The sequence below is a fragment of the Serratia sp. CoH_122_TC_1 genome (genome assembly GCF_058191755.1).
Genome location: NZ_JBXWLA010000019.1, coordinates 54,552 through 67,350 on the forward strand (window position 1 = coordinate 54,552; position 12,799 = coordinate 67,350).

General features: G+C 53.7%; 12 protein-coding genes. 8 read left to right on the forward strand and 4 right to left on the reverse strand.

The genetic code is table 11. The annotated features are described in order from the left end of the window. Positions 1-31 precede the first annotated feature (31 nt). Complete coding sequence (gene grxC, locus AC2FC2_RS21730) at positions 32-280, reverse strand: glutaredoxin 3 (protein ID WP_037421687.1); 249 nt, start codon at positions 278-280, stop codon at positions 32-34. 28 nt (positions 281-308) lie between these two features. Next, positions 309-743 carry a rhodanese-like domain-containing protein gene (locus AC2FC2_RS21735; RefSeq protein ID WP_209640071.1) on the reverse strand — a complete coding sequence of 145 codons (435 nt, stop codon included), beginning with the start codon at positions 741-743 and terminating at the stop codon, positions 309-311. A gap of 300 nt (positions 744-1,043) precedes the next feature. Here AC2FC2_RS21735 and gpmM point away from each other — a divergent pair, with 300 nt between their 5' ends. The 3 genes from gpmM to AC2FC2_RS21750 are packed head-to-tail and all read left to right on the forward strand — an operon-like array spanning position 1,044 to position 4,903. Further along, positions 1,044-2,588, forward strand: coding sequence for a 2,3-bisphosphoglycerate-independent phosphoglycerate mutase (gene gpmM / locus AC2FC2_RS21740; RefSeq protein ID WP_490659896.1), 1,545 nt, complete (start codon positions 1,044-1,046; stop codon positions 2,586-2,588). A gap of 9 nt (positions 2,589-2,597) precedes the next feature. Then, on the forward strand, positions 2,598-3,932 hold the full coding sequence (envC, locus tag AC2FC2_RS21745) for a murein hydrolase activator EnvC (RefSeq protein ID WP_209640077.1): 1,335 nt from the start codon (positions 2,598-2,600) through the stop codon (positions 3,930-3,932). Between the two features lie 2 nt (positions 3,933-3,934). Beyond that, positions 3,935-4,903 carry a divergent polysaccharide deacetylase family protein gene (locus AC2FC2_RS21750; protein ID WP_209640080.1) on the forward strand — a complete coding sequence of 323 codons (969 nt, stop codon included), beginning with the start codon at positions 3,935-3,937 and terminating at the stop codon, positions 4,901-4,903. Between the two features lie 31 nt (positions 4,904-4,934). On the opposite strand, the gene tdh is transcribed toward AC2FC2_RS21750, so the two are convergent. Then, a complete protein-coding gene (gene tdh / locus AC2FC2_RS21755; RefSeq protein ID WP_037421692.1) occupies positions 4,935-5,960 on the reverse strand; it encodes an L-threonine 3-dehydrogenase in 1,026 nt (341 codons plus the stop codon). 9 nt (positions 5,961-5,969) lie between these two features. Then, positions 5,970-7,166, reverse strand: a complete 1,197-nt coding sequence (kbl, locus tag AC2FC2_RS21760; protein ID WP_490659897.1) for a glycine C-acetyltransferase — start codon at positions 7,164-7,166, stop codon at positions 5,970-5,972. A 240-nt stretch (positions 7,167-7,406) separates the two neighbouring features. Between kbl and rfaD the strand changes: the two genes are divergently transcribed. The 5 genes from rfaD to AC2FC2_RS21785 are packed head-to-tail and all read left to right on the forward strand — an operon-like array spanning position 7,407 to position 12,797. Beyond that, entirely contained in the window at positions 7,407-8,336 is a 930-nt protein-coding gene (gene rfaD / locus AC2FC2_RS21765; protein WP_209640085.1) for an ADP-glyceromanno-heptose 6-epimerase, read from the forward strand. A gap of 22 nt (positions 8,337-8,358) precedes the next feature. Beyond that, positions 8,359-9,405: an ADP-heptose--LPS heptosyltransferase RfaF gene (gene rfaF / locus AC2FC2_RS21770; RefSeq protein ID WP_490308895.1), complete on the forward strand. Its 1,047-nt coding sequence runs from the start codon at positions 8,359-8,361 to the stop codon at positions 9,403-9,405. A gap of 2 nt (positions 9,406-9,407) precedes the next feature. After that, a complete protein-coding gene (gene rfaC / locus AC2FC2_RS21775; protein ID WP_209640090.1) occupies positions 9,408-10,373 on the forward strand; it encodes a lipopolysaccharide heptosyltransferase RfaC in 966 nt (321 codons plus the stop codon). Beyond that, entirely contained in the window at positions 10,370-11,539 is a 1,170-nt protein-coding gene (locus tag AC2FC2_RS21780) for a glycosyltransferase (protein ID WP_490659898.1), read from the forward strand. The genes rfaC and AC2FC2_RS21780 overlap by 4 nt, the downstream gene beginning before the upstream one ends. Before the next feature lie 22 nt (positions 11,540-11,561). Further along, positions 11,562-12,797: an O-antigen ligase family protein gene (locus AC2FC2_RS21785; RefSeq protein ID WP_404760931.1), complete on the forward strand. Its 1,236-nt coding sequence runs from the start codon at positions 11,562-11,564 to the stop codon at positions 12,795-12,797. Positions 12,798-12,799: the final 2 nt, after the last annotated feature.

Genomic DNA, 12,799 nt, shown 5'->3' on the forward strand with positions numbered 1-12,799 from the left:
TATTGACACTCAGTAACCGGCAGCCGCCCGCTTAAAGCAGCGGATCCAGACCACCACGAGTATCGAGTTCATATAAATCATCGCAGCCGCCGATATGTTGGCCATCGATGAAAATCTGAGGCACGGTGGTGCGCCCACTGCGCGCAATCATCGCTTCGCGTTTTTCATTATCGCCATCAATGGCGATTTCGTTAAACGCAGCGCCCTTACTGTTCAGCAACGCTTTGGCGCGATGGCAGAACGGGCAGGTCGCTTTGGTGTAGATATCAATGTTAGCCATGAATTACCACCTCAAATACGTTAAACAATTACTTACCGCGCACCAGTGGCAGGTTTTCCCCGCTCCAGCCGGCAATGCCGTCTTTCAGCGTAGTGACGTTTTCGAAACCGGCTTTGCTCAGATTTTCTGCAGGTTCACGGGAGGTCGTGCCATTGGCACAAACCACGATGATTGGCTGGGCCTTGTGTTTTTCCAGCTCGCCCAGGCTGCCGCTTTTGATTTCGCTGGCGGTCAGGTTGATGGCGTTGGCCAGGTGGCCTCTGCGGAAATCATCACGGCTGCGGGTATCTACCACAACGGCATCTTCTTTATTAATCAGGCGAGTGGCTTCACCACGGGTGATCTCTTTCACCTTTGAGAAACGGCTCTTGAACGTCATGACGATCACCGCAACCAGCAGGGCAATCCAGGCCAGGCTCAGTATGGGATGCTTGCTAACGAATTGCATAATTTCTTGCAGCATGGGGTATAACAACTCCCGTCAGTTAAGGGAAAAAATAACTCAAGGTTCCAGAGTATACCTGCCGAGTGCAGCAAATACAGCCAATAAGCAAGCGCTATTGCAGAAACTGCGGGCCACGCTGAGAAATTCTCGGTGTCAGAGCATAAAAGGCCGCCTTGTTCACTGCAACTTTGATCTCTCTGGGCTCTTTTTAAGCGGCCACGTTGTAAAATCAGGCAGTTTTCGAGGGTGAATAGCCATCAACCCGATCGCGGATTGATGGCTATTCACAACTTAGAAGTTCATAACGAGGTTAATGCAATGTCGAGTAACAAAAAGCCGATGGTACTGGTGATTCTGGACGGTTATGGCCACCGCGAGGAGCAACAGGACAACGCCATTCTGAACGCAAAAACACCGGTGATGGATCGTCTGTGGCAACAGCAGCCGCACACACTGATCGCCGCGTCTGGACTGGATGTCGGCCTGCCTGACGGCCAAATGGGCAACTCTGAAGTTGGTCATGTCAACTTGGGCGCCGGGCGCATTGTTTATCAGGACCTGACGCGACTGGACAAGGAAATAAAAGAAGGTGATTTCTTCACCAACGCAACGCTGACGGCCGCGGTCGATAAAGCCGTTCAAGCAGGCAAAGCGGTGCATATCATGGGGCTATTGTCACCGGGCGGTGTACACAGCCACGAAGACCATATTATGGCGATGATTGAACTGGCCTCACAGCGCGGTGCAAAAGCCGTTTATCTGCACGCTTTCCTGGATGGCCGTGATACCCCGCCACGCAGTGCTGAAACCTCCCTGCAACGCTTTAGCGACGCCTTTGCCAAATTGGGTACCGGGCGCATTGCGTCGCTGATTGGCCGCTATTACGCCATGGACCGTGATAACCGCTGGGACCGCGTGCAACTGGCCTATGACCTGCTGACTCAGGCCAAGGGCGAATACGTTGCCGACAACGCGATTGCTGCCCTGCAGGCGGCCTATCAGCGCGGTGAAAACGACGAATTCGTGAAGCCGACTGTACTCCAGGCTGCGGGGGAAGCGGCCGCCGAGCTCAATGACGGCGACGCACTGATTTTCATGAACTTCCGCGCCGATCGCGCACGTCAGATCGTTCGCGCCTTCGTCAATACAGATTTCGACGGGTTCCCGCGCGACAACGTCATCAACTTTGGTGATTTCGTCATGCTGACCGAATACGCCGCCGATATCAAAACCCCCTGCGCCTATCCACCGGCATCGCTGAACAACACCTTCGGCGAATGGTTGATGAAGCATGACAAAACGCAACTGCGTATCTCGGAAACCGAAAAATACGCGCACGTGACTTTCTTCTATAACGGTGGCGTTGAAGAACCTTTCGCTGGGGAAGATCGGGTTCTGGTCAATTCACCGAAGGTCGCTACCTATGATTTGCAACCTGAAATGAGTGCCGCAGAGCTGACCGACAAACTGCTGAGCGCCATTGGCAGCGGCAAATACGACGCCATCATCTGTAATTACCCTAATGGTGACATGGTGGGGCACACCGGCGTCTATGACGCGGCAGTGAAAGCGGTAGAAACGCTGGATAACTGCATCGCTCAGGTTGTCGAGGCGGTTAAGGCCGCCGATGGGCAGCTGTTGATCACCGCCGATCACGGCAACGCCGAACAAATGCGTGATCCGGCAACCGGTCAGGCTCATACCGCCCACACCAGCTTGCCCGTGCCGTTGATTTACATCGGCAAGCCTGCCAGCGCAGTCAATGGGGGTAAGCTTTCCGACATCGCACCAACCATGCTGACACTGATGGGAATGGAAATCCCGCAAGAGATGACTGGTAAGCCGCTGTTCATCGTGGAATAATCCTTCCCTATGAGGGAAAAGGCGTTTTTTGCACTATCAAGGGTAACCCGAAGCGCAAACACAGGCAGCCAATCGCTGCCTGAACGCACTGCGCCAAGGAAGTTAACCACCATGTGCGCCAGCGTATTTTACGCTGGCGTCTTGTTGTTGCCGCTCGCCAGCCAGGCTGCGGAAGACAACAAATCCCAACTCAAAGACATCCAGCAAAGTATCGCCGAGAAAGAAAAGGCGGTTAAGCAGCAGCAACAACAGCGCAGCTCTTTGCAGGATCAACTGAAGCAGCAAGAAAAAACTATCGCACAGGCAAGCCGCCTGTTACGCGACACGCAAGGCACATTGAACCAGCTGGGGAAAGACATTTCCGGTTTGAACGCTTCAATTGCCAAGCTGCAAAAACAGCAATCCACCCAGCAGAATATCCTCGCAAAACAGCTTGATGCCGCCTTCCGACAAGGCCAGCACAGCGCAGTGCAATTGGTTCTTAGTGGTGAAGAGAGCCAGCGCAGCGAGCGTATTTTGGCCTACTTCGGCTACCTGAACGAAGCACGGCAAAAAACGATTGAAGAACTCAAGCAAACCCGTGCCGAACTGGCGAAGCAGAAAACAACGCTAGTGGCCAAGCAAGGCCAGCAAAAATCGCTGTTAGGCGAGCAACAAACACAGCAGCAAAAGCTGGAGCAGGCACGCGGCGCACGTAAGAAAACGCTAACCGCACTCGAAGCCTCGCTGGAAAAAGATCAGCAACGTCTGGTGGAACTACGCCAGAACGAAACCCGCATGCGAGACCAGATTGCGCGTGCCGAACGTGAAGCCCGTGCTCGTGCTGAACGCGAAGCACGTGAAGCGGCCAAGGTACGTGAACAGGTTCGTGTTAAAGAGCAGCAAGCGAAAAAAACCGGCACCAGCTATAAACCAAGCGAAGCCGACCGCTCGCTGATGGCCCGAACCGGCGGCCTGGGCCGACCAAACGGGCAAGCAATATGGCCAGTACGCGGCCGCACCCTGCACGGTTTTGGCGAACAACTGCAAGGTGAGTTACGCTGGAAAGGTATGGTCATTGAGGCCAGAGAAGGCAGCGAAGTAAAAGCGATCGCCGATGGCCGCGTATTGCTGGCCGACTGGCTGCAAGGTTATGGACTGGTTGTCGTCATCGAACACGGTAAGGGTGACATGAGCCTGTATGGCTATAACCAAAGTGCACTGGTCAACGTCGGTGCGCAGGTGCGAGCAGGTCAACCGATAGCCTTAGTCGGCACCAGCGGGGGTCAGGGCACACCATCGCTTTATTTCGAAATTCGTCGCCAAGGTCAGGCCGTTAACCCACTACCGTGGTTGGGAAGATAGATTTGCGCTATATCAAAACCCGTACTGTCGTACTGATTGGCTGTCTGTTGCAGGTCTGCACTGCACAGGCAGGGAAACTGTCCATCGTCATCGACGACGTGGGTTATCGTCCGCATGAAGAAGGCGCTGTACTGCAAATGCCAACGGCGATATCAGTCGCCGTATTGCCTAATGCCCCCCATGCCCGTTTGATGGCCACCCGCGCCCACAGTCAGGGCCGCGAAGTGCTGATTCATATGCCAATGGCACCGCTCAGCAAGCAACCGTTGGAACGTGATACATTGCAGCCTTCCATGAGTAGCGAAGAGATTCAGCGCATTATCCGCAATGCGGTTAATAATGTGCCCTATGCGGTGGGTATGAATAACCATATGGGCAGCGCCATGACGTCTAGCCTGCCAGGCATGCAAAAAGTCATGCAGGCACTCGACAGTTATCAGCTTTATTTCCTCGACAGCATGACCATCGGTAACAGCCAAGCTACCCGAGCGGCGGCCGGAACGCACGTGAAGGTCATCAAGCGTAAGGTGTTCCTGGACGATACTGCCAACGAAGCCGATATCCGACGTCAATTCAACCGTGCGGTAGACTTGGCACGCCGTACGGGATCGGCCATCGCGATTGGTCACCCGCGTCCAGCCACCGTGAAGGTGCTGCAGCAAATGCTACCAACGCTACCAGCGGATATCGTGCTGGTAAAACCCAGCGCATTGCTCAACGAACCACAGGGCAACAGCAGCGGCGGCAATAATTATGTTCCACCGCCGGTCAAACAGCCGAAACCACAGCCGAAGAACCCGTTCACCGGTGGCATCAAGCAGTGTAAGGTCAAGTTGCCGAAAGAAAAAGTCAACGCGAGCACGGTGATTAACGTGATCGGTGAAAGCGTGGCGCAATCGCCAGCGGGGACATTCATCAAACGCCAGTGGCAACGCTGGACGGACACTGCACCAGCGAAACCAAAAGCATAAAAAAAGGCCGGGATTCCGGCCTTTTTTACAATCAATCCCAGCTCAACACCACTTTCCCGGATTGACCGGAACGCATGGCGTCAAAGCCCTCTTGGAACTGGTCGATAGAGAAACGATGGGTAATAATCGGCGTCAGATCCAAACCAGACTGGATCAGTGCAGCCATCTTGTACCAGGTTTCAAACATCTCGCGGCCATAAATCCCTTTGATAAACAGCCCTTTGAAGATCACCTGATTCCAGTCGATCGACATGTCAGACGGCGGAATCCCCAGCATGGCAATGCGGCCACCGTGATTCATCGCGTTGAGCAGTGAACGGAATGCCGGTGGTGCGCCGGACATTTCCAACCCCACGTCGAACCCTTCAGTCATGCCCAATTCAGCCATCACGTCGTTCAGATTTTCTTTGCTGACGTTTACCGCACGGGTCACACCCATTTTGCGCGCCAAATCCAGACGGTATTCGTTAACATCGGTGATCACCACATGGCGAGCACCAACGTGTTTACACACGGCTGCGGCCATGATGCCGATCGGCCCAGCACCGGAAACCAGCACATCTTCGCCAACCAGATCAAATGACAGTGCAGTGTGCACCGCATTGCCGAAGGGGTCAAAAATAGACGCCAGCTCATCGGAGATATTGTCTGGGATCTTGAACGCGTTAAACGCCGGGATCACCAGATATTCAGCAAACGAACCGGGACGGTTCACACCGACACCCGTCGTGTTGCGGCACAGATGCGTACGGCCGCCACGGCAGTTACGGCAATGGCCGCAGGTGATATGGCCTTCACCGGAAACACGGTCACCGACGTTGAACCCTTTGACTTCCTGACCGATGGCAACCACCTCACCCACGTATTCGTGGCCGACCACCATAGGTACCGGGATGGTTTTCTGCGACCATTCATCCCAGTTATAAATATGAACATCGGTACCGCAGATCGCAGTTTTACGGATTTTAATCATGATGTCGTTATGGCCCAGCTCCGGCTGAGGCACATCGGTCATCCAAATCCCTTCTTCCGCTTTCAATTTTGACAATGCTTTCATGGTTTTACCTTATGCAATAACGCCAAGATCTTTACCGATACGAATGAACGCCGCAATCGCACGTTCAATTTGCTCCGGGGTATGATCGGCGGACATCTGGGTACGGATGCGCGCCTGGCCTTTCGGCACCACCGGATAGAAGAAACCCGTCACATAAATGCCTTCCTTGAGCAGCGCATTGGCGAAATCCTGCGCCAGTTTTGCTTCACCCAACATCACGGGGATGATGGCGTGATCGGCCCCGGCCAGCTCAAAGCCTGCCGCGGTCATTTTTTCACGGAACAGGCTCGCATTGGCCCACAGACGATCACGCAATGCGTCGCCCTGCTCCAGCAGTTCCAGCACTTTAATCGAAGCGGCAACGATCGCCGGCGCCAGCGAGTTGGAGAACAGATAAGGACGCGAACGCTGACGCAGCCATTCCACCACCTCTTTCTTCGCCGCGGTATAACCGCCAGAAGCCCCGCCCAGCGCCTTGCCCAACGTGCCGGTAATGATGTCAACACGCCCCATCACGTCGCAATATTCGTGAGTACCACGCCCATGAGCACCAACAAAACCCACCGCGTGGGAATCATCAACCATCACCAACGCCTGGTATTGATCCGCCAGATCGCAAACCCCTTTCAGGTTGGCAATCACGCCGTCCATTGAGAACACACCGTCGGTGGCGATCATGATGTGGCGTGCACCGTCAGCCTTGGCTTGCTTCAGCTGTGCGGCCAATTCGCTCATATCGTTATTAGCGTAACGATAACGTTTTGCCTTACACAACCGGACACCGTCAATGATCGACGCATGGTTCAGCGCATCAGAGATAATGGCATCCTCCGGGCCCAGCAGGGTTTCGAACAACCCACCGTTAGCATCGAAGCAGGAGGAGTACAAGATAGCGTCTTCCATCCCGAGGAAATCAGCCAGCTTTTGCTCCAACTGTTTATGGCTGTCCTGAGTCCCGCAAATAAAGCGCACCGATGCCATACCGAAACCGTGGCTGTCCATGCCGGCCTTGGCCGCGGCAATCATCGCCGGGTGGTTAGCCAAACCCAGATAGTTGTTAGCGCAAAAGTTAATCACATGACGGCCATCAGCAACGGCAATATCCGCCTGCTGAGCAGTGGTGATAATGCGCTCTTCTTTGAACAGCCCTTCGCTACGGGTGGTTGCAAGTTGTTGTTCCAACTGCTGATAAAAAGACGCGGACATTCGGTTATCTCCAGGATTGGTCTGTTTTCAACATATTTTACTGATTTGTAACCAAACTGACGAGAAACTGCGGGAGAGAATATGAAAATTGCAGCAGATATCACGGCAAAGTGCTGCCGGACTCGACATCGCGGGATATTCGGAGCCCGTCCGATGTTTGCGGCGACATGAAATGCTATTATAAGCGGCATTGAGCGTGGGGCACCGTGTCCCACCGGGCAGAATAACAGGGGTAACCCAATGATTATCGTTACTGGTGGCGCCGGCATGATCGGCAGCAACATCATTAAAGCGCTGAATGACACAGGGTATCGCGATATCCTGGTGGTCGATAACCTGAAAGACGGCACCAAATTCGCCAATCTGGTGGATCTCGACATCGCCGACTATATCGACAAAGAAGATTTCATCGCCAATATCGTGGCCGGTGACGATCTGGGCGAAATCGATGCAATCTTCCACGAAGGTGCCTGTTCGTCCACCACCGAGTGGGACGGCAAGTACATGATGGACAACAACTATCAGTACTCCAAAGATGTGCTGCATTACTGCCTGGATCGTGAGATTCCGTTCCTGTACGCCTCGTCTGCAGCCACCTACGGCGGCCGTGAAGAGTTTATCGAAGAGCGTCAATTCGAAGAGCCGCTGAACGTCTATGGCTATTCCAAATTCCTGTTCGACCAGTATGTACGCGAAATCCTACCGCAAGCCGACTCACAAATTTGCGGCTTCCGGTACTTTAACGTTTACGGCCCACGTGAAGGCCACAAAGGCGGTATGGCCAGCGTCGCATTCCACCTGAACAACCAGATCAACCGCGGTGAGAATCCAAAACTGTTCGACGGCAGCCAAGACTTCAAGCGTGACTTTATCTACGTTGGCGACGTGGCAGCCGTGAACCTGTGGTTCTGGAAAAGCGGCGTCTCCGGCATCTTCAACTGCGGCACTGGCCGGGCGGAAACCTTCCAGGCCGTGGCCGACGCAGTCGTCGACTTCCATCAGAAAGGTACGGTAGAAAATATCCCGTTCCCAGAAAAGCTAAAGGGCCGCTATCAGGCGTTTACCCAGGCCGATCTGACCAAGCTGCGCGCTGCCGGCTATGACGCACCGTTCAAAACGGTCGCCGAAGGCGTGAAAGAGTACATGGCTTGGTTAAACCGCACCGCTTAAGCTGAAGGGAATCACCCCAGGTATGAAAATACTGGTTATCGGCCCTTCATGGGTTGGCGATATGATGATGTCGCAAAGTCTCTACCGCACCCTGAAGGCCGAGCACCCGACGGCAGAAATTGATGTGATGGCACCGGCCTGGTGCCGTCCATTACTGGCGCGTATGCCGGAAGTCAATCAAGCGCTGTCGATGCCGTTAGGCCACGGCGCATTGGCACTCGGTGAGCGTCGTCGTTTGGGGCATGCCCTGCGCGCTAACGGATACGATCGCGCTTACGTGTTACCAAACTCATTCAAATCCGCACTCGTGCCATTCTTTGCCAACGTGCCGCAGCGCACCGGCTGGCGCGGGGAAATGCGCTACGGCCTGCTGAATGATGTTCGCGTGCTGGACAAGGCCGCCTTCCCGCTGATGGTGCAACGTTATGTGGCGCTGGCCTACGACAAACAGCGCATTCAACGCGCAGAAGATCTGCCGCAGCCGCTATTGTGGCCGCAACTGCAGGTCAGCGACGAAGAAATTGCGGAAACCACCGCCGCCTTCAATCTGACCGATCACCGACCGATTATCGGTTTTTGCCCAGGTGCCGAATTTGGCCCGGCCAAACGCTGGCCACATTATCACTATGCCTCTCTGGCGCAGAAGTTGATCGACCAAGGCTATCAAATCGCCCTGTTTGGCTCTGCCAAAGATAATGAGGCGGGCGAGCAAATTCGCGCGGCGTTGGATGACGACGCACGCGGTTTTTGCATGAACCTGGCTGGGGAAACCCAGCTTGAACAAGCGGTGATCCTGCTCGCTTCCTGTTCGGCTGTGGTCAGCAATGATTCCGGCCTGATGCACGTTGCAGCCGCATTGAACAAACCGCTGATAGCCTTGTATGGCCCAAGTAGCCCGGACTTCACCCCACCGCTGTCCGACAAGGCCAAAGTGATCCGCTTAATCAGTGGTTACCATAAGATACGCAAAGGCGATGCCGATCAGGGTTACCATCAAAGCCTGATCGATATACAGCCACAGCAGGTGTTGGACGCGCTGACGCCGTTACTTGCCGCCAGCGAGGAATAAGCATGCAGGTGTTGATTGTAAAAACGTCCTCCATGGGGGATGTACTCCATACGCTACCGGCGTTAACGGATGCCATGCAGGCCATTCCCGGCATCCGTTTTGACTGGGTGGTAGAGGAGGGGTTTAGCCAAATTCCCACTTGGCACCCGGCGGTGGACCGTGTGATCCCGGTGGCAATCCGCCGTTGGCGCAAAAATTGGTTTGGCAGTGAAACCCGCCAGCAACGTTGTGACTTCAAACGTGTGGTGCAAGAGCGCGACTACGATGCGGTGATAGACGCCCAGGGGCTAATCAAAAGCGCGGCGCTGATCACCCGTATCGCCAAAGGCAGCAAGCATGGCCAGGACAGCAAAAGCGCCCGCGAACCCTTTGCCAGTTGGTTCTACAACTTTCGCCATGACATCGACAAGCGGCAACATGCCGTCGAACGTACGCGTGAGTTGTTCGCCAAAAGTCTGGGCTACGAAAAACCCGACAGCGTCGGCGATTACGCCATTGCCGCCCGCTTTCTCAATCATCTACCGGCCGACGCCGGGCAATATCTGGTGTTTCTGCACGCCACCACCCGCGATGATAAACACTGGCCGGAATCTCATTGGCGCGATCTGATTAAACTGATGGCGCCAAGCGGGCTGAAGATCAAATTGCCGTGGGGTGCGGAACACGAACGCCTGCGTGCACTGCGTTTGGCGGAAGGCTTCCCGCATGTGGAAGTTTTGCCAAAGCTTAGCCTGCAGCAGGTTGCCGAAGTGCTGGCCGGCGCAAAAGGCGTGGTTTCGGTCGATACCGGCCTCAGCCACCTGACCGCCGCGCTCGACAGGCCGAACATCACGCTGTTTGGGCCCACAGATCCAGGCTTGATCGGTGGTTACGGGCAGAATCAACATTCCCTGATATCTCCGGAAAAAAACATGGCGACCATCACCGCCGATTCCGTCTGGGACGAGCTGCAAAAGGTTATTGGATGAAAAAGCTGCACATTATCAACTTAGGGAAAATGGGCGGTGTTGAACGCCTGTTCCTGCAGTATATCAACGACACAACCGACGGCAGTAACGAGGTGATTTGTATCAGCAGTGAGATCGGCGAAGAGATCCGCCGTCAAATGCCTGACCAGAAAGTCACATTTGCCAACCGGCTGATTAATTCACTGCCGCTGCGTTGCCCACAATTCTTGCGCAAATACCTGCTCAAAAGAAAAATCGAGAAGGCCAACGCCGACGTGGTCATCGTTTGGGATTTGGTGCCCGGTCTGGCCGCTAAGCCTAAACGCGGCAAAATGATTTATTACGACCATGGCTGTTCATGGCGCTATCCGAAAAACCACAAGACATTACGTTTTCTGGCCATGCTGGACGGTTGTATCTCGGCGTCCTACGCCTCTAAACGGGTGATGGCGCTGCGGTTCAATCTGCCCTGCCCGAATCACGTGGTGATCAATCGACTGAAAACGCCCTCAGGGATCAGCGATAGCCTGAAACCGCTCAGCAAACCGATCAGAATAGGTACTGCGTCACGGTTGGTCAGCCTGAAAGGCATCAGCGTATCATTATTGATGATGCAGGAGCTGCTGCGCCGCGGGCACGATGTCACCCTGGAAATTGCAGGCAAGGGGCCAGACAGAGCTGAATTTGAAGCCTTGGCGGAAAAACTCAAACTGGGCGACCGAGTCACCTTCAGCGGTTTCCAGGATAACGTAGCGGATTTCTTCAACCGCACGCATATCTATATGAGTACGCCAATCACCGAGCCCTTCGGCTTATCCTGTATGGAATCGCTGTATTTTGGCGTACCGGTAATTTTCCCGCAGGTCGATGGCCAGCCTGAAGTGATTAAAGACGGGCTATGTGGCATTGGCTTGATTCCCTCGGTAACGATTGAAGAGCACCAACAGCTAACGGGCATCAAGGTGGATTTCCCTCACGATGTTTATGACCCGGTTAGCGATACGTTGGTAATGCCTAAGCTGCTGTCGCACCTTGAGTGCGCAGATGCGGTGGAAAAACTGATGAATCCCGCAGACTATCAAAACATGAGCCGACACGCACAGCGCTATCCCATCGAACATTTCAGCTATGCTTTGTTCAAAACCGAGTTTGATGACGCGCTGAAATCATTTATTGCCCAACCGTAATGTGAGCCGGAAACCAAGCCCCATGCTACTCAAAGAAACCACACCGCACCCAGCCTTCAGTTATCTGATCTATTTGGGATGCGCTATCGCGTTTTGCACTATCCCCTTCGGCTCCGACACCGGGCGCAATATCTTTTATATTTCCAGTTATATCTCGTTCATCGCCGTATGTTTAAACCTAAAATATTACGTTAAAAACAAAAGAAACCTTATCGTGCCCGTTCTGTTCTTCTGCGTAGGCATGGGCAGTATTTTCTGGTTGCAGCATTTCAAACAGCCAGGCGAGTACATCAATATTTACCGCTCTTATATGTCGACCGGAAAACTGCTGATCGCCACCGCTTTCATTCTGCTGATTGCGGTAAATGAACGCCTTTGTATGCAACGCGCATTCATTGTAATTGCGTTGCTGGCGGGCATTGCGGTCAACGGTTATTCCCTCTATCAGGGCTTGTGGCTAGATATTCCACGTATCGAAATCAACTTTGACCGCGCTACCGTTGCCGCTTATCTGATTACCGCCATCAATTTGGTGATGATGCAGGCAATATTGATGCTTCGGACAAAATACCGCATCCCGTTGTACATTATCGGTTTCTTATTCACCTTCTCAACGCTGGTGCTCACCGGAACGCGGGCGGCAATGCTGGTGTATCCGGTTGCGGTTGCCCTGTCGATATTGGCGACGAAGAACCTGATCTCCCATAAGCATAAGATACTGTTGGTCACTTCAGTGCCACTGTTATTACTCGCCAGTGGTTTTGTTTTCAAATCACAGATAGAACAACGTATTGCGGCGTTTCAGACGGATCTACGCCTCATTGACCAACCTGAGACTGAAAACTCGATTATTTCCAGAGTCTCTATGCAGATTATTGCATTACGCACTGGCTCAGCAGCGCCATTTGGGCAATCAGCAGAACAGCGCGGGGCAGAAATCCGTGCAATTGTCGCGCACGAACCCCATTTGTCCGGCGTCATGCCTTATATCAATGTGCATCTGCACAACGAATTGCTAGAGACCTACTCACTCAAAGGGGTCTGGGGCCTACTGTTTTTACTGGCGCTCTACGTTGGCCTATTTGTTTCTTCACTTAAGCCCTACCGTAATGCGTTATTGCTGGGTGTGACATTCAGCCTGTTTGTTTACGGGCTCAGCGACGTCATATTATTTAGTACTGAAGGTACGGCGATTTTTTGCCTGGCGATTATTGCCAGCGTACTGTCAGTGAAGAAAACGCCACCCGCGCAGGATTAAAA